Source organism: Planctellipticum variicoloris, from assembly GCF_030622045.1.
GTDB classification, from domain to species: Bacteria; Planctomycetota; Planctomycetia; order Planctomycetales; family Planctomycetaceae; genus Planctellipticum; species Planctellipticum variicoloris.
In genome coordinates this window covers 5,112,292-5,130,445 of record NZ_CP130886.1, presented here as the reverse complement: position 1 = coordinate 5,130,445, position 18,154 = coordinate 5,112,292, and the positions used below count along the sequence as shown (strand labels likewise).

Annotated in this window: 13 protein-coding genes; 6 read left to right on the top strand and 7 right to left on the bottom strand. The window is 65.7% G+C overall.

The window, feature by feature from the left end; translation table 11 throughout:
- The first annotated feature begins 77 nt into the window (after positions 1-77).
- A complete protein-coding gene (locus SH412_RS19930) occupies positions 78-1,430 on the top strand; it encodes a DUF1501 domain-containing protein (RefSeq protein ID WP_336519772.1) in 1,353 nt (450 codons plus the stop codon).
- Positions 1,427-3,088 carry an EF-hand domain-containing protein gene (locus SH412_RS19925; protein ID WP_336519771.1) on the top strand — a complete coding sequence of 554 codons (1,662 nt, stop codon included), beginning with the start codon at positions 1,427-1,429 and terminating at the stop codon, positions 3,086-3,088. Before SH412_RS19930 ends, SH412_RS19925 begins: the two co-directional genes overlap by 4 nt.
- Positions 3,089-3,189: 101 nt before the next feature.
- On the opposite strand, the gene SH412_RS19920 is transcribed toward SH412_RS19925, so the two are convergent.
- From SH412_RS19920 to dps, 3 genes are all read right to left on the bottom strand, one after another.
- Positions 3,190-3,762 (bottom strand): YfcE family phosphodiesterase, encoded by a 573-nt coding sequence (locus SH412_RS19920; RefSeq protein WP_336519770.1) that lies wholly within the window; start codon positions 3,760-3,762, stop codon positions 3,190-3,192.
- Between the two features lie 9 nt (positions 3,763-3,771).
- Positions 3,772-4,434 (bottom strand): hypothetical protein, encoded by a 663-nt coding sequence (locus tag SH412_RS19915; protein ID WP_336519769.1) that lies wholly within the window; start codon positions 4,432-4,434, stop codon positions 3,772-3,774.
- A 105-nt stretch (positions 4,435-4,539) separates the two neighbouring features.
- The gene (gene dps / locus SH412_RS19910) at positions 4,540-5,022 is read right to left on the bottom strand and encodes a DNA starvation/stationary phase protection protein Dps (protein ID WP_336519768.1); all 483 of its coding nucleotides are present in this window, start codon (positions 5,020-5,022) and stop codon (positions 4,540-4,542) included.
- Positions 5,023-5,638: 616 nt separating this feature from the next.
- Here dps and SH412_RS19905 point away from each other — a divergent pair.
- The 3 genes from SH412_RS19905 (at position 5,639) to ltrA (ending at position 10,199) form a co-directional block, all read left to right on the top strand.
- Positions 5,639-6,544, top strand: a complete 906-nt coding sequence (locus SH412_RS19905; protein ID WP_336519767.1) for a helix-turn-helix domain-containing protein — start codon at positions 5,639-5,641, stop codon at positions 6,542-6,544.
- Positions 6,545-6,575: 31 nt separating this feature from the next.
- On the top strand, positions 6,576-7,814 hold the full coding sequence (locus SH412_RS19900) for a PQQ-binding-like beta-propeller repeat protein (RefSeq protein WP_336519766.1): 1,239 nt from the start codon (positions 6,576-6,578) through the stop codon (positions 7,812-7,814).
- A 966-nt stretch (positions 7,815-8,780) separates the two neighbouring features.
- Positions 8,781-10,199, top strand: a complete 1,419-nt coding sequence (gene ltrA / locus SH412_RS19895; RefSeq protein WP_336519765.1) for a group II intron reverse transcriptase/maturase — start codon at positions 8,781-8,783, stop codon at positions 10,197-10,199.
- A gap of 186 nt (positions 10,200-10,385) precedes the next feature.
- Here the strand turns inward: ltrA and SH412_RS19890 are convergent, their stop codons facing one another.
- Positions 10,386-10,835 carry a hypothetical protein gene (locus SH412_RS19890; protein WP_336519764.1) on the bottom strand — a complete coding sequence of 150 codons (450 nt, stop codon included), beginning with the start codon at positions 10,833-10,835 and terminating at the stop codon, positions 10,386-10,388.
- 218 nt (positions 10,836-11,053) lie between these two features.
- Complete coding sequence (locus tag SH412_RS19885; RefSeq protein ID WP_336519763.1) at positions 11,054-11,515, bottom strand: hypothetical protein; 462 nt, start codon at positions 11,513-11,515, stop codon at positions 11,054-11,056.
- Positions 11,516-11,823: 308 nt separating this feature from the next.
- Here SH412_RS19885 and SH412_RS19880 point away from each other — a divergent pair, with 308 nt between their 5' ends.
- Complete coding sequence (locus SH412_RS19880; protein ID WP_336519762.1) at positions 11,824-13,425, top strand: arylsulfatase; 1,602 nt, start codon at positions 11,824-11,826, stop codon at positions 13,423-13,425.
- A 59-nt stretch (positions 13,426-13,484) separates the two neighbouring features.
- Here the strand turns inward: SH412_RS19880 and SH412_RS19875 are convergent, their stop codons facing one another.
- Positions 13,485-16,310, bottom strand: a complete 2,826-nt coding sequence (locus SH412_RS19875; RefSeq protein ID WP_336519761.1) for an efflux RND transporter permease subunit — start codon at positions 16,308-16,310, stop codon at positions 13,485-13,487.
- A gap of 298 nt (positions 16,311-16,608) precedes the next feature.
- Complete coding sequence (locus tag SH412_RS19870) at positions 16,609-18,132, bottom strand: thiamine phosphate synthase (RefSeq protein ID WP_336519760.1); 1,524 nt, start codon at positions 18,130-18,132, stop codon at positions 16,609-16,611.
- Between the last annotated feature and the right edge of the window lie 22 nt (positions 18,133-18,154).

The window sequence follows — 18,154 nt, the reverse complement described above, 5'->3', positions numbered from 1 at the left end:
AGGCGGCCCCGACATTCTTGTCGGGCCCTCCTGCGAACAGGCGACGAAGTCAGACGCACACTCCGCCGGAGACTGTCATGCCAGCGAACTCCCCACACGCTCCTTTCACCCCCGCCTGGTCTGTCCCTCTCTCCCGCCGGCGCTGGCTGCAGGTCACCGGCGGCCTGTCTGCCGCCGCGGGGGCGAGCTGGCTCCCGCAACTCGCCGCCTGCGCGCAGCAGACCGGCGTTCGCCCCAGATCCTGCATCCTCCTCTGGATGAGCGGCGGCCCCTCCCACATCGATCTGTTCGACCTGAAACCGGAGCACGAAAACGGCGGCGAATTCAAACCGATCGACACCGCCGCCCCGGGCGTCCAGATCTGCGAACATCTCCCAAAACTCGCCGAGCAGGCCAGGCGGCTCGCCATCATCCGCTCCATGAGCACGAAGGAAGGGGACCACGCCCGCGCCACGCACGTCATGCGCACCGGCTATCTCCCCCAGGGGCCGATCCAGTACCCCGCACTCGGCAGCCTCCTCAGCAAAGAGCTGATCTCCGCCGACTGCGAACTCCCCGGCTACGTCAGCATCTCCCCCTTCATCGGTCTCGCCCCCGCCGCATTCGGTCCCGGATTCCTCGGCCCGCAATACGCCCCGCTCATCGTCGGCAGCAGCGGTCCGGGGCAAAGCGACGCCGCCCTCCGCGTGCAGAACGTCGAGTCCCACCCGGGAACCGACGCCCCCCAGGTCGATCGCCGGCTCTCCCTCCTGCAAGGCTTCGAAGCCGACTTCGCCGCCGCCCGCCCCGGCCTCATGGTCGACAGCCATCGCTCCGCCTACGCCTCCGCCGTCCGGATGATGCGCTCCGAAGGGATCAAAGCCTTCGATCTGGACGACGAACCCGCGGAGCTCCGCGACCGCTACGGCCGCAACACTTTCGGCCAGGGCTGCCTGCTCGCCCGCCGACTTGTCGAACGGGGCGTCCCCTTTGTCGAAGTCAGCTTCAGCGGAACCGAAGGAGCCCTCGGCTGGGACACCCACCAGCAGAACTTCCCCACGCTCAAAACCCTCTGCGGCACGCTCGATCCCGCCTGGGCGACTCTCATGGACGATCTCGGCCAGCGCGGACTCCTCGACTCAACCCTCGTCGTCTGGATGGGCGAGTTCGGCCGCACGCCCTCCATCAATAACAACGCCGGTCGCGATCACTTCCCCGCCGCCTGGTCGACCGTCCTGGGGGGCGGCGGCATCCGCGGCGGGCAGGCCCTCGGCAAGACCAGCGCGGATGGCATGACCGTCGCCGAGCGTCCGGTCACCACCGCCGACCTGCTGGCAACCGTCGTGCAGGCGGTGGGGCTCGATCCCACCAAACAGAACATGTCCAACGTCGGCCGCCCCATCCGCCTGGCCGATCCCGCCGCCAGGCCGATCGAGGAGGTCCTGGCATGATCGTCTCTCGGCTCTCCCTGATCCTGCTGCTGTTCGCCGCCGCAACCCCCGCGACCGCCGATGATCCGCCGCCGCTCCATCAGGACGTCCTGCTCCTGGCCGACGAGGGGCCGATCGGGCTGCGTCTCATCGTGACCGTCGAGGGGCGCGATCTCCGCAGCGGCTGGGACGCCTGTCTCGGCGCGCTGCTCGAAAAGGGCGACGCGAATGCCGACGGCACGACCACCTGGGAGGAGCTCGCGCCTCGACTCCCATCCTCCTCCGAAATTCAGTTCCTGATCAACGGCGGGGGCGGACGCGCCATCGCCGACCGCGAGGACTCGTCGTTCCTAAAGCAGAAACGTGGCCCCGTCTCGCGCGACGAATTGAACGCCTCCATGAACTCGCTCGGCTTCGGCCCGCTCGCGTTCCGCTACACGTCCGAAGCCACCCCGGCGGGCGGAGCCTTGCAGACCAACGCTCAGCAGTTCGCCGGCGTGGTCCTCTTCTCCCGACTCGACCAGGATCGCAACGGCCGACTGTCGCGCACGGAACTGCAGGACGGCCTCACCACCCTGCGGCATCTCGACGAAAACGAAGACGACCTGCTCGTTCCCGCCGAACTCGACAGCACCAACCGCCAGGGCGTGGTTTCCCGCATGGGAGGATCCATGGGCCGCTCGACCGATACCGGGCCGTTCCTGGTGCTGCCGCTCGGCGAGCGGACCGACGCCGCCGTCCGGATGCTGCTCCGCCGGTACGACCATGCCCCGGCCCGCGACGGGACGCTCACGGCGGCCGAGCTGGGACTTTCCGAAAGCCAGTTCGCCGGATTCGACAAAGACCACGGCGGATCGCTCGATCGCGGCGAGCTCGCCGCTCTGCTGCAAACTCCGCCGCTCCGTTACAACGTCACCTGCGACCTCCCCGCCGGCGGTCGACCGGCCGTGTTGAAGGTCACACCGCAAATGACCACGGACGCTGCTCCCGTCGCAGAACCGGGCCGCATCGCTCTTCAGCTCAATCGACTTCAGATCAGTTTTCAGGGCGTCAACCAGCCCCCCCTGGACGCCGAGGCCATCGCCGCCGCCTGGCTGCAGACGCTCGATCGGGACGCCAACGAGTACCTTGAGGCGACCGAGCTTCGCAACTATGGCCTGCAGCCCCTGTTCGCCCTCCTCGACGGCGATCGCGACGAGAAGGTCACCAAGGCGGAACTGGCCCATTACGCCGAGACCCGCCTTCACCTGTTCGAACAGCAGCTCGTCATCACCGCCGCCGACTCCAGCCGGAATCTGTTCGAATCGCTCGACGCCAACCGCGACGGCCGACTCTCCGCCGCCGAGTTCCGCCGGGGAGGCGAACAGCTCCCGGCCTGGGACGCCAATCGCGACGGCGAACTCGCCGACCAGGAAGTCCCGCAGCGGATGACCCTGTCGTTCGCCCGCGACTCCAGCCCCCTGCTCGCGCAGCGGCTCGGCTTCGCCCGTCCCGCCTCGATGGTCGAAGTCCAACCCTCGACCGTCAACGTCGTCGCCCCCGCCTGGTTCGCCGCAATGGACCGCAACAGCGACGGCGAAATCTCGCGCCAGGAATTCATCGGTCCGCTGCCGCGATTCGCCGCATTGGACGCCAACTGCGACGGCCGGATCGACGGAACCGAAGCCGCCCCGCGCTGATCTCCACTCGCCGACGTGTTGAACGCAATGACGTAGGGTCCGCTGGGCGGACCGTCCGGGTTGGCAATCGAATTCCGACGTACCGGTCCTCACAGCGGACCCTACATGGTGACGATGCCCTCACACAGCGCAACAATCCGCGCATCGAGCGGCCGCGTCTCCAGAATCGCTACCGACGGCTTCCGGTACGTCCAGCCGCTCGTTTCGCCCGGGTTCACAAACAACCGGCCGGACGAGTCCCAATGCACTCGTGCCTTGTGGGTGTGAGCGTAGACGCAGACGTCGAACTCACCCGGCTCTTCCCGCAGATGAGCCAGCATATGCGTGAGCAGAATCCGCGTGCCGTCCGCCGCCCGATAGCCGAAGGGCGGCTCCCCCAGCTCGCCGATGATCCGCATCCCCGCCGCCACGCCGGGCTTGTTTCCTTCGTTGTCCCCATAGCACGCCACAACCGGGCAGCGGAGCTGCCGCAACGGCGGGATCGCGATCGACGAAACGAAGTCCCCCGCAAACAGCACCAGCTCGCACGCCTCCGCATTGAACACCTCCACCGCCCTGCGGATGTAGTCCAGATGGTCGTGACTGTCGGCAAACACCCCGATCCGCATTCCATCGCCCCGACGAATTCGACTCAGCCGCAGCACGCAACCGGCCCGGCGAAACCAGAAACGCATCCGCCGCGATCAGCGCGACACCTCGCCCGCCACTCCCTCGTCGACGATCCTGAGGTGCTGCTCCAACCCCTGCTCGATCGCCAGCGCCAGCTCTGCAGAATCCAGTCCCGTTACCAGCTTCCGGCTCGTCCCCGCCGACTCAACCACCTCAACGTCGTACGTTACTGACGTCCCGTTCTTGCCGTGGCTGACTTTCTCTCGAACAAAGAACTGCCGGATCTCCCCGGCGTCGAGCGTCAGGTGACCCGGCCACGGGAGCGGCTCGTGGCGCACCGTCAGCTCGTGGTTCCGGACCGTCACCACCGTCCAATTCAAGAAGCCGCACAGTGTGTACCATGTCAGACCGACTCCGACCGCCACATGCGCGATCGGAAACAGGATCATGATCAGATTGAACGGAAACGGCGGCCCTCCGCCGAGCGCCATCGCATACCAGAACACCAGAAAACTGTCCCACACAACGCAGAAGAAGACCAGAAACACGTGCACCGGCCGAAACCACCGCCACGACAGCTCGTAACTCCAACCGTCGTCCGTAATCCGGAGTGCCGCCGGCTTGGGAACGCTCCCCCGCGACCGCGCCGCCGGCCCGGACGGAACAGCCTGCCGGCCGCAGTGCTCGCAAACCAGCGTTCCGACAGGCAGCGGTGCGCCGCAGGAATCACAGAGCATCGTGTAGATTCGTCCCGATTTCGAGCAATACCAGGCCGTTTCGCCGTTCCGCCTCGGACAACGCCGGCAGCACCGAACGGATCACTCGACGCCGGAACTTTTCCGCTACGCCTCCGCCTGCAGGTGCGCCTCCACGAACCAGAGCTGCTTGTCGATCTCGCGCGCCACGCCCGTGAACAAGTCCGCCGTCACGGCGTCCCCCAGCTCATCCGTCGTATCGATATCCGCCCGGACCCCCTTACCAAACGCCGCCAGCGCCGCCGACAGCGCCTTCACATGTCCCTTCCCCGTCGACAGCGTCAGGTCGTAGGCCGGCAATTGCGTCCGCGAACTGACCGCCGCCAGCGTCCCCTCCGCAATCCCCCCCAGCGCGGCAATCCGCTCCGCAATCTCGTCAGTCTGCTCTTCGACGATCTCCGCCACCGAATCGAACAGCTCGTGCAGCGCAATGAACGACGGCCCCTTCACGTTCCAGTGGGCCTGCTTCGTCTGCAGACCCAGATCGATCGCCTCCGCCAGCCGCAGGCTGAGAATTCGAATCACTTCCAGGCGTTTCTCTTCCGGAATATCGATCTGCGTGCGATGCATCGAGGCGCCTCCTGACTCAGTGGTGACGTGGAACTGAACCGAACGCGGTTCCGTCCCGGATGCTGACATTCTAGGCCCCGTTTCCGAAGAGGCCGAGTCAGCCGCAAAAAATGACGCATGCGACAGCCAGACAGAGCCGCCCCGAACTGTCGGCAGGGGACGAAGTCCGCGAGGTGGACTTCGCACGACAGTCCGGGGCGGTCGCCTCAAGGTCGAAACCCACGGGTCAGCAGTCATCTTTGAGTCCCCGCGCAGCCGTCGCTGCGCAGGCAGGCGACCTCCAAGAGCAGCAACCGCCGTACCAGACTCATCGCAAACACGACGCCCGCCGATCCGCTCAATTGCCATAACCGGCTTCCAGAACAACCGTTGCAGCGTCTTCTCGCTCCTCGACGCTTGCCCCGCCAGACCGCCCCCCCGGCCTCTCCGCGACCTCGCTGTCAACTTCCCGCGCACCCCTGCCCGACCATCGGGCGGGAACCGCCTCGCCCCCGCACCCCATTCCGGAAGCCCCCGGAATCGCGCACTGGCCGACAGCCCCCTCCCGCCTAGAATTTCTCGCCGATATTTTCAAACTCGTCTCCGCCAAACGAGTTGTCGATCCCGCGAGACTCTCGTGACTCCCCGTGAACTTCTCACTCCGAAGCAGGTCGCCCAGGCCATCGGCGTCAGCGAATCCTCGCTCAAACGCTGGTGCGATCGGGGGGCGCTCCCCACCGTCCGCACCGTCGGCGGACACCGCCGGCTCCCCCTCAACGGCGTCCTCAAGTTCCTCCAGGAAACCGGACAAACCCTCGTCCAGCCCGAGCTACTCGGGCTCCCCCCCCGCTGCGGCCAGACCCCCCGCTCACTCTCCCGGGCCGCCGAAGAGCTCCTCGGCGCCCTCCTCGAACCCAACGACGAACTCGCCCGTCGCATCCTCTTCGACCTCTATCTCGCCGGACACCGACTCGCCACCATCTTCGACTACGTCGTCCAGCCGGCCTTCCAGGAAATCGGCGCCTGCTGGGTCCGCAGCGAAATCGCCCCCTTCGAAGAACGCACCGCCTGCGAAATTGCCCAGCGCATCCTCCACGAGCTCCGACTCGCCTGGAACCTCATCGATCCCCTGCAGCCCGTCGCGTTGGGCGGCACCCTCGCCGGCGACGAATACCGCATCCCCACCTCCATGGTCGAACTCGTCCTCCTCGAATGCCGCTGGCGGGCCTTCTCGCTCGGAACCAACCTCCCCGCCGAGTCCTATTCCGCCGCCATCCTCAAGCATCGACCCGCCCTCGTCTGGCTTAGCATCAGCACCATTCCCGATCCGGACCGGTTCCTCCACGACTACGCCCTCGTCGCCCAGGCCACCCACGACGCCGGCGTCCCCCTCGTGATCGGCGGCCAGGCGCTCGACGAGTCCCTCCGCCGGCAGATCCGCTTCACAACGTTTTGCGAGAACATGCAGCAGCTCGAATCCTTCGCCGAAACCTGGCTCGCCGCAGCCGGTCCCCCCGCGCTGCTCAGCGACGCCACACCCTGAATCCAGCCTCCACGTCCCGGGAAAATTCGCCATGCTCGCGAAATCGCTCCTCCTGACCGGCGCCCTGGTCCTGTTGCCGACGTCTGCCTTTGCGGCCGACGCTGTCGAAAACTCGTGGCCGCAGTGGCGCGGCCCGGCCCGCGACGGAACCGTCGCCGGACCCGCCTGGCCCGAGAAGATCTCGGGCGGCCGACTGACCCGGACCTGGCGAGCCGAACTCGGTCCCAGCTATTCCGGACCGATCGTCGTCGGCGACCGCGTCTATACCACCGAAACCCGCAACGCGAAGACCGAGCACGTTCAGGCCCTCGACCGGGCAACCGGCCAGAAACTCTGGGAAGTCTCCTGGACCGGCGCCCTGAGCGTCCCCTTCTTCGCCAAATCCAACGGCGACTGGATCCGCTCCACCCCCGCCTGCGACGGCGAATCCCTCTACGTCGGCGGCATGCGCGACCTGCTCGTCTGCCTCGACGCCGCCACCGGGTCCGAACGCTGGCGCCTCGACTTCGCCGAGGTCTTCAAGTCGCCGCTCCCCGCCTTCGGCTTCGTCTGCTCCCCCCTCGTCGTTGACGACGTCCTCTACGTCCAGGCGGGGGGTGGATTCGTGAAGCTCGACAAACGGACGGGGAAAGTCCTCTGGCGAACCCTCGATGACGGCGGCGGCATGAACGGCAGCGCCTTCTCCTCGCCGATCCTCACCACCCTCAACGGACAACCCCAGTTGCTGGTCCAGACTCGCGAAAAACTCGCCGGCGTCGAACCCGAAAGCGGCAAGGTCCTCTGGTCAACTCCCGTCGAAGCCTTCCGCGGCATGAACATCGTCACGCCGACCCGGTACGAGAATCAGCTCTTCACCAGCAGCTACGGCGGCGGCTCGTTCCTGTTCGCAGTCGACCCGACCGACGCCGCCGTCTCGCAGGTCTGGAAAAACAAAGTCCAGGGCTACATGTCGACGCCGGTGATCATCGGCGGCCACGCCTACCTGCACCTGCGAAATCAGCGCTTCGCCTGCATCGACCTGGCGACCGGCAAGGAAGCCTGGGTCAGCACGCCGTTCGGGAAATACTGGAGCCTCGTCGTCCAGGGGGACCGCATCCTCGCCCTCGACGAAACCGGCGACCTGCGCCTCATCCGCGCGACGCCGGAAAAGTTCGATCTGCTCGACGAAGTCCACCTCACCGACGACTCCACCTGGGCCCACCTCGCCGTCGCTGGCCACGAGCTCTTCATCCGCGACCTGAAAGGCCTGACCGCCTGCCAGTGGAAGTAGGCCAAGCAGCCCCGCCGGGAACCTTGGAAATTTCAGGTCGATACCAGGGTGATCCGAGTCTTCGAGGCACGCCGCAATCCACTCTGGAAACCGGCAGGGCGGTCGCGAATGAGTGGTCGCAATGCGGACGCCGTAATCGTTAAAACGGGTCGGTCCGCATCCTGAACCCCAACGGGGCCGAAGAGGCGTCGAGAATGGTTGAGGGGCGGCACTGGGACGAGCCGCCAGTGGCGCGCTGCGACCAGTGCGACGCTGCGATATACCTGGTGAGGAGATTTCCCTCGTTCCGAGGCTCCGCCTGGGAATGCTTCTTTGGACGCTCTGCGTCCTCTTTCTGACTCACTCGAATCCGTCAAGTGGCAGACGACGTGGAGCCTCGGAACGAAGGAGGGGGTGAAGGCCACGAGCCCCGCGGCCTGGTGGCTACGGGGCTCGTGCTGGCGGTTTTGCTCATTCCCTGGCTCTGCCTGGGAATGCTGGTTTGTTTGCCAGGCATGTTTTGAATCTCGGAGATGCAAGTTCTCTGCGGGCCGTTGTGACCGGAACCGCGAGGCTAGGTCAGGGTGTTCGTCGCGAGGCGAAATCTGAAGGGAACCGATGCCAAAACTCGGACTCGACGTACAGAAATCGGATACAAGGCCGTTCACACGGGGTAACGCGGCAATGGACGCGGACGCCCGATAGTCACTCGGACGTGTGAGCGGTAGATCCGGCGGGGCCCGAGGGAAAGATTCAAGGCTTAACCTGGGAGGTCTCCTGCTCTGCGAAGGCGATCTTCGCTATTCATGCGGCAACGTGTGGAGATGGGGTGGGAGAAGTCAGCCGAGGTCGTAGTAGTGTTGGGCCGTCGATCCGCTCGGTCGAGACACTGACCCTAAAGGGCAGAAACAGCCAGGGACCGCAAGATCGCCCCGCCAGCACGAAGGACCGAATTCGTTGATGCAAGGAGCAGTCGGGAACGACTCGATGAGCGTGGAGCAGCAGCAAGGCGGAGAATACCAGCGGACCTTCGACTTCGAAGGTGCGGAGGAGTTTCTGCGCCCCGGCCAGAACGGCGAGGACGGCATCCAACCTGTTCGGTGCGAGGAGCGGCAATCGCTCACGGCGTTGACCCCAGCACGAGCCTTGACCGCAAGTCTGATGGAGGAGGTGACCAGCCGTGAGAATTTGAACCGAGCGTACCGCCGCGTGCTGGCGAACAAGGGGGCTCCGGGAGGGGACGGGATGACTGTCCAGCATCTGAAGACCTGGATCGCCGAACACAAGACGGCGCTCATTGCCTGTCTGTTGGACGGAACCTATCAACCACAACCGGTCCGTGGGGTGGAAATCCCGAAGCCCGGGGGCGGGGTGCGACAATTGGGCATCCCGACCGTGGTGGACCGTCTGGTGCAACAGGCCATCCTGCAAGTGTTGGAACGACTCCTGGACCCGACATTCTCAGCGTCAAGTTTTGGCTTTCGCGCGGGACGCGGGGCGCACCAGGCACTGGCGCAAGCCAGTCGCTATGTGGCGGAGGGCCGCACCATCGTGGTGGACCTCGACCTGGAGAAGTTCTTCGACCGCGTCAATCACGACATCCTGATGTCGCGTCTGGCTCGTCGGATTGCCGACCCGCGTCTACTGCGGATCATCCGCCGCTTCCTGGAAGCGGGGTTGCTGCAGCACGGCGTGTGTATCGAACGACACGAGGGGACGCCTCAAGGGGGACCGTTATCCCCCTTGCTGGCGAACCTGCTCCTGGACGATTTGGACCAGGAACTCGAACGGCGGGGACACAAGTTCTGTCGGTACGCCGACGACTGCAATATCTACGTGCGGTCGCAGGCAGCGGGAGAACGAGTGCTTTCGACAGTGACACAGTTCCTGGAAGGGCGCTTGCGACTGCGAGTCAATCCGGCGAAGAGTGCGGTGGCTCCCGTGCAGGAACGGAAGTTCCTGGGACATCGGCTCCTGCCCGACGGCACGCTGACCATCGCCCCGAAAAGTCTGGAGCGTGCGCAGGATCGCGTCCGCGAAATCACTCGTCGCAACCGAGGCGTCAGCCTTGACCAACAGATCCAGGAACTCAACTCCTTCCTGACAGGCTGGGTGACGTACTTTCGCCATGCGAAAGCGCGGTCCGCTCTGGCAGAACTGGGCGGTTGGGTTCGGCGGAAACTGCGGTGCGTGCGACTGAAACAGCGGAAGCGGGCCAAATCGATCACCGACTTCCTGCACGATCTGGGTGTTCCCTGGAACCGTTGCTGGACGACGGCGGCGAGCGGCAAAGGCTGGTGGCGGATGGCTCACACCCCCGCTGCCCAGCAAGGCATGAGCAACGCCTGGTTCCAATCTCTGGGACTGGTCGATCCTCTGGAAAGATACTTACGGCTCCAACATTAACGGAAACCGCCGGATACGATGAGTACGTCCGGTGGTGTGGGAGGACGGCGGGGGCAACCCCGCCTCCTACCCGATTGGACGCTCTGCGTCCTCCTTTTGACTGGGATTCGTCCCAGGGAAGACGAGGCGGAGCCGCGGAAGAGGGCGTTCCCAGGCGGGAGCCTGGGAACGAGAGGAAGATTGCGATTACTTCTTCTTGGCGATCTCATAACCCTTCGCGAACGCCGTGTCGCCGAAGACCAGGTTGAGCTGTTCTTCGCCCTTGGCGGCGGCCACCTTGCCCTGGCACTTGTCGCAGCAGAAGGCGACCTTCGTGCCGGCGACTTCGACGGTCGCTTCCGGATTCAGCTTCGCGCCGGACAGCGGGCACTTCACTTCCTTGAACTGTTCGGTCACGACGAGTTGATGATTGGCCTTGGTGGCGAACTTGGCCGTATCCTTCTCGAACGCGCCCGGGCAGTTGCCGCAGCAGAAGTAGACCTTGGCTCCCTTGTAGGCGACCGACTTGGACATATCGATGGCCTTGCCCGACACCGGGCACATCGCCTTCGATTCCTTCTTCTCGTCGGCGGCATTCAGCGAGAAGGCTCCGACCAGGGCGACAACAGCAGCAAGACTCAGAAGACGCAGAGACATGGGGAAACTCCACAACGCAAGAGGCGGGATCTGAGTCTGCGGAATCGGTTCGGGACCTTCCCGCCCCGCCGCAGACTCCAGAGTTCGGAAGGCATTCCGCAACAGACGGAATGCGGAAGCACCAGGCAGGGGGCCGACCGCGAGACGGCTTGGTGGGCCGACGGGGTCAGGGGCCAGAGGCCGCGCTCACAGAGACAGACGGGCGCGGCGGAGAACGGTTAGACGTTCCAGCGGCAGCAGGTCAGGCAGAGGGCGGCGCCCCAGGGGGCGGCATCGGGCTCGCTGGCGACGCCGGGGCGAAATGTCGCGGCGTCGTTCTCGGCGGGCATCGCCAGCCAGAGGAGGGGAGCGGCGGCCAGGAGCTCCGCGTCGGTGGACGGGGCTGCGGCGGGAGTACGCGGGGGGACGGAGGGAGTGGCGGCGGCTGAGTGTCTTTCGCAGGAGCAGCGGTGGTGCGAGGCGACCTGCGGCCCGCTCGTCTTCTGCCGCCCGGCCAGGCGTTTTGCGCAGCAGGGAGGGAGCGGCTTCGACTCCGGCGCGGCAGCACCGCAGCAGGATTTGCCGGCGGCCAGGGCCGTCTGCCGGGAGCAGCAGCAGTCGCGCGAGGCCCACGCCGGAACCGCCAGGCAGGCGGCCAGCGCAAGACGCATCGCAGCAGACAGCAGCCACGCGGCGGACATCAGCAGAAAACTCCCTGAGCCTCGAATCACCCCGATTGTAGGCGCATTCTCGCTGCGGTGACAGAGAAAAGTTTCCCGCATTCTCTATTGTAACAATTGGCCGGGATTCCGCGGAGTTGACAACCCAGTCCGCGCAATCCCGACTTCTTCCAATTCGGATGGCCCGGCACTCGGCTTGAGTCCGTTCGCAGCGTTCCCGTGTGGAACGCTCGACTCACCGTTTCCGGCCGTCAGCTCGCTGACGCGCCGTCCTTCGTCCGGTACGATCATTCGTGGTTCATTTTTTCTTTCTGCTGACAGGCCGCCCCATGACATCCCACCTCTGCCGGCTCCTGCTCGCTGCACTGATCGCCGGGTTGACGACATCCGCTCCGGCGACCGACAGCCCCAACGTCGTCGTCTTTCTGGCCGATGACCTGGGCTATTCCGATGTCGGCTGCTACGGCGGCGAGATTGCCACGCCCAACCTCGACCAGCTCGCCGCCGGCGGTCTGCGGTTCACGCAGTTCTACAACACCGCCCGCTGCTGGCCCTCCCGCGCGGTGCTCCTGACCGGCTACTACGCCCAGCAGGTCCGTCGCGATACCGTCCCCGACCTCCCCTATCCCACCGGCGGAGCAGGCGTCCGGCAGCCCTGGGCGCAGCTCCTGCCCGCCCGGCTGAAGTCGGTCGGCTATCGCAGCTATCACTCGGGGAAGTGGCATGTCGACGGCAAGCCGGTCGAGAACGGCTTCGACCACTCGTACTGGGTTCAGGATCAGGATCGATTCTTCAACCCGAAGGTCCACTACGAAGACGACGTGCAGCTTCCCCCCGTCGAACCCGATTCCGGTTACTACGCCACCGTGGCGATTGCAGACCATGCGGTGAAGTGCCTGAAGGAGCACGCGGAGCGGCATGCGGGAACGCCGTTCTTCCACTACGTCGCCTTCACCTGCCCACACTTCCCGCTGCAGGCTCTCCGCGAAGACGTCGCCCGCTACCGCGGCAAGTTCCGCCACGGCTGGGATGCGCTCCGCGAAGATCGGTTGACGCGAATGAAAGAGCTGGGGCTGGTGAAGTGCGAACTCTCCGATCGCACTCCCGGCGTCCCCGCCTGGGACGAGCTGACCGGTGCGGAACAGCGGGCGTGGGAACAGCGGATGGAAGTCCACGCCGCGATGGTCGACCGGATGGACCGTGAGATCGGGCGGGTGCTCAATCAGCTTCTGGCGATGGATGCGTTCGACAACACGTTGATTCTGTTTGCGAGCGACAACGGCGCCAGCGCAGAAAAGATCCTGCGCGGCGATGGCCACGATCCGACGGCCCCCATCGGTTCCGCGGCGACCTACCAGTGCCTCGAACCGGGCTGGGCGAATCTGGCGAATGCACCGTTGCGGCGTTCGAAGATTTTCGTGCATGAAGGGGGAATCTCGACGCCGCTGATCGCCTGCTGGGTGAATGGGATCACGAGTCGGGGGGAGCTGCGGCATACGCCTGCGCATTTGATCGATGTGGTTCCGACGGTGCTGGAGGTGACAGGGGCGACGTTGCCGGAGGTGTTCCAGAATGAGCCGCAGCCGGCGTTGCCGGGTCACAGTCTGACGCCGTTGTTTGCCGAGGATGGGGCGGCGCAGCACGAGGATCTGTGGTGGTTCCATAGCGGGAACCGGGCGATCCGCGTGGGAGACTGGAAGCTGGTCAGCGAGGGGAACGAGCCGTGGGAGCTGTTCAATCTGGGGATCGACCGGAGCGAAACCCTGAATCTGGCGGAAGGTTTTCCGGAGAAGGTCGAAAAGCTGGCCGCCCGCTGGGAAGCGAAGCTGGCGGAGCTCCGAGCCGTCGCTGAACGCAATCCCCCCCCGCCGCGACCGGCCGGGAGCGGACCGAACAAGAAGGGCGGTAAGAAGGCGGCAAAATCGGAGTGATCCGGCCCCGTTCTTCTCGCCCTGCGCATTCGCAACCTCGGGCGAAAGTCGCGAGAGACTCAGGCTTCCGGGCGGATCGACGATCGCACCGGGGCCTCAAACGACAGGTGCGGCGCGGGGACCGCCGAAGGAGTCGCGGAGGTGGCCGGCTCGGCGATGCCCGGTTTCGGTTCCTTGCTCGCCGCCAGGCGCGGCTCGAACAGCTTGCCGAGGGGTGACGCGAGCAGGTTCGGCAGGAGCATGATGTCCGCGAGCAGGGCCACGAAGATCATCGCCGACAGCAGCCAGCCGAAGCGACTGATCAGGAGCAGTTCCGCCGGGGCGAGGACGAGCAGCCCTCCCGCCACCACGAGGCTGGTCTGCCACATGGGCGGGCCGCAGTGCATGAGGGCGTCGGCGATGGCCTGATTCCTGGAATGGCCGATTTTCAGACCGCTCTGGAACCAGGTGAGGTAGTGCAGGGTTCCGTCGACCGCGATGCCGAGGGCGATGGAGGCGGTGATCATGGTGCCGATATCGACGCGATGTCCGAACCAGGAGATGGCGCCGAAGACGACGGTGATCGGCACGACGTTGGGAATCATGGCGACGATGGCGGCCGGGAGGCTGCGGAGTCGGATGACGAAGACGGCGAGGATGAGCACGGCAGCCAGTCCGAAGCTGGAGACGAGGCTTTCGAGGACGGCGACCTGGGTTCGGAGGAAGAGGGGGACGGCGCCGGTGATGACGTGCTCGGTGCCGGGGTGCAGCCGAAGGATGTTGCGGGTGAGCTGATTGAGATCGTTGAGAATGCGGCTGTATTCGGTTTCGGACATGACGGCGGTCTGGGCGCTGATCCGCCAGAGCTCGTCTTTCGGGTGGTTGAGTCCCTGATCGCCGGGCTGGTCGAGGTCGTGGGGCCGGGCGGCGACGGTGTAGAACGAGCGGGAGGCGGGGATCTGTCCTTCGCGGATCCGCTCTTCGATGGTGTTGGCGCGTTTGATGTACTGCTTGCCGGCCAGGAACGAGTCGGATTCCGGGGGGGCGCTGACGGGCTGGAAGTCGGCGAGGGAGATGGCGCCGCTGACTTCGGAATACTGTCGGAAGGCTTCTTCGATGGCGCGGACGACTTCCATCCGCTGCAGGAAGTTCTGTTCTCCCTGAGCCTGCTCGTCGAAGCGGACGATGACTTCGACCGGGACGATGCCGGCGAGGTTTTCTTCGATGAAGTGGTAGTCCTGGACGACGCGGGAGGTCTCCGGGAAATAGCGGATGACCTTGGTCTCGGTCCGGAACCGGGTGAGGCCGAAGGAGGCGACGCCGCAGACGAGCAGGAAGACGGCGGCCTGGAGCGACGGACGGTGGGTCATGGCGCGGCCGAAGGTTCGCCAGACCGTGTTGTCGACTTCTTCGCGGGCGGGCGGTCTGGCGGGCCAGAGCTGCAGCAGGGCGGGGAGGACGTAGAGGACCATTCCGAGGGACAGGAGCGTGCCGATGGCGGCGTAGAGGCCGAAGTCGCGCACGGGGGCAAGGGGGCTGGTGCACAGGGAGGCGAGGCCGATGGCGGTCGTCAGGCTGGCGAGTCCGCAGGGGGCGGCGGAGACTTTGCAGGTTTCGACGACGGCGGTGGCCGGATTGTGCAGGGCGGCGTGTTTCCAGTAGTTGGCGACATGGATGGCTCCCGAGAGGGTCAGGAGCATCAGCAGCGACGGCATCACCACGAGGACCATATTCATCGAGCCCCCGGTCACAGGGACCAGGGCAACCGCGAGGAACGGCGTGAACCAGGCGACGAAGAGGATCAGGGCGGACAGTCGGAGGTTGCGGACCATGCAGAAGGCCATCAGCGCGCCGATCAGGGCCGAGGTGAGAATCACCGACCGCTTATGAAACAGGTGCAGGGGCTGGGCCTTATCCCACCCGGCCTGCTTGACTTCGGCGTTCAATTCGGTGCCGGCGATGGCGCTGCCGCCGAGGCGCAACTGATCGCGGGGAATTCCGACGGCCTCAGCCGCCGCGCGGATGGCGAGGATTGCTTCGCGTTTTTCGGCGAGGCCGACTTCGGAGAGGCTGACGGCGACGGCCGCGGGGGCGCCGGGGACGAAGAAGGAGCGCGAGATGAGTTTTTCCGCGCCGGTCGTCCCGTCGTCGGCGCCGAGCGTGGATTGTTCGAGCCAGGCGGAGACTTCGCGGGTCAGCGGAGATCCGGAGCGCATGCCGCGGAACGAGACTGAGAGATCGTGATCGAGCGAGGTCTCGTCCGAAAGTTCCCCGTCGGGTCGCAATACGGCGGGTGCGCCGTGCCCGCGGGACTCTTCGCCTTCCGGGAGGGGGACGGCGACGAGGGCGGCCAGATTGGGCTGCGCGTCATGAAAGCGGAGTTCGATGCCGAACTTCGATTTGGCGGCGGCGGCGAGTTCGGCTTTCACTTTCCGCAGGCGCGTTTTGGCGGCATCGGTGAGCTGCAGGCGCAAGGGGCCGGCTCCGAGGACGGTCCCTTCCAGGCGGCGGACGGCTTCGCGCGGTTCGATGCTGTGTTCCTGCATCGCTCGCAGGATTTCGCGCGGTTCGACGACGTCGGACACGTGCATCAGACCCGAGCGTTTGACCCCCTCGGCGTCGGTGAATCCTTCGAGTTTCTCGACGAGGCGGGACAGGCGGGCGTCGCCCAGGGAGCTGTCGTCCCAGGTGAGGAAGATCCGTTCTTCGACGGGGAATTGCTCGCGCGCCCAGCGCAGAACCTTAAGCTGGGGGTCGGCGGCGGGAAGCCAGTTCTCGACGTCGTTTTCGAGCCGGGTCTGCTTGAGGGACCACCAGGCGAGCGGCGCGACAAAGACGAGGGCCAGAACGACCCACATGGCGTACCCGTTGCCCCACGGATCGCGTCGTTCGAAAAAGTGCGTCATCGACGGGCCTCACTCCTGATGCCGGCCGCCGTGACGAGCCGCACCATCCATCGCATCCTTGCTGGCAGGCCGATTACAACCGTCCGTAAGGACCATCGGGATTTCCCCCCGATCTGTCTGCAACCGTTTCCCGGAATCACGGAGATAATAAACGGGACCCGGCGTATGCCGGAAGACGGGTTGCCAAGTTGCTCGCAACTATTCTGGGATAGCCAGGGGTACTGGGGAGAGTGCATTGCTTTTGCGGCGTCGATTTTCCGCCTGGAACTGCCATTGTGTTCCGGTGGAAGGATTTCCGTCAGGCGCGGAGCCAGGCCAGGAGCTCGCCGGCGGCGTCGCGCGGGACCGATTCGCCGCAGATGGCGGCGCTGACGGCGACCCGTCGGGCTCCCGCGCCGATCACCTGCTGGACGTTTCCGCCGTGGATGCCGCCGATCGCGAACCAGGGGAGGGAAATTTCCCGGGCCACTTCGTGGACGAATTCCAGGCCGGGAAATTCGACAAACGACTTGGTGCCGGAGGGAAACGTCGGCCCGACGCCGAGATAGTCGGCGCCGTCGAGGACGGCCTGCCGCGCCTGTTCGATGGAATGGGTGGAAACGCCAACCAGTCGGTCGGGGCCGACGATCCGTCGGGCGTCGTGGACGGAAAGCTCTTCCTGCCCGACGTGGACGCCGTCGGCGTCGACCAGCACCGCGAGATCGGGGCGGTCGTTCATGATGAGGAGGGCGTCGAATTCGCGGGTGAGGAGTCGAACGCGGCGGGCGTATTCGACGAGCTCGCGGTCACGGAGGGACTTTTCGCGGACCTGGACGATGCGGACGCCGGCTTCCAGGGCGCCCCGGATGGCGGGACCGGCGCCGTGGTCGCAGAGGTTTTGCGTCACCAGGAGATAGAGCTGCTGCCCGGCCAGGCGGTCGCGGTTGGTCGTGCAGAGCAGAAAGGCTTTTTCGAGGGTATAGGTGCGGTAGCGGAGCTGTTCAATCAGGCCGCAGAAGTCGGCGTCGAGGATTTTTCCGTATTCTTCGAGCGAGCGGAGGGCCTCCTGGACCCGCTTCCACGCGGCCTGCAGGACGACTACGGGTGACGACCGGCGATACTCGGCCTGGGTGCTGATCCGGGTGCCGACATCGCCGAGGGTGTCGCGGGCCGCGAGCAGGGCCTGGGAGGGGAGCCGGGAGAGGGCCGCGGTCAGGGCGTGCCGGAGCTCCTTGAGTTCGCGGGCCAGGAGGCTGTCGTCGAGTCCGAACCGGCCGTAGTCTTCGATGACGCGGAGACCTTCGCGGACGCGATTGGCGGCTGCGTCGAGAATCCGATACGTCTCGGTGGCGTCGGAGGGGGTGGCTTCCCGGAGATCCAGGCGGGACTCCGACGTCAGCGGTTCCGCGTTCAGATCGGGTGTGCGGGGTGCGGGAGCGAACAGTTCTTCCGGGCGCAACCCGAGGTCTGCCAGGCGTTTGGCGGCGTCGGACGGCGTATGGAGCAGCGCCCAGAGGAGGTGTTCGGTTCCGACGTGGTCGTGGGTTCCGGATTCCACCGCCTGGCTGCGGGCCTGAGTGAGAATGACCTGCGCCAGCTCGTCGAAGAGCTGCAATTCCAGCGGTTCGTCGGCCGGGAGGTCCATTTCGGCGGGGAGTTCCAGTTGCAGCGTGGCTGCGGTGACGCCGCGTGCGGCGAGAAACTCCAGCGACCGGTTTTCTTCCAGGAACAGGGCATGGAGCAGGTGATCCGGCAGGCAGGCCACGTCCTGAGACCGGCGGGCCAGCCAGAGGCTTCGCCGGATCGTTCGCAGCGCGCCGGGGGTGAAGGCGTCAAATCGCACCGAGGCTGATCCTTTCGAGTCG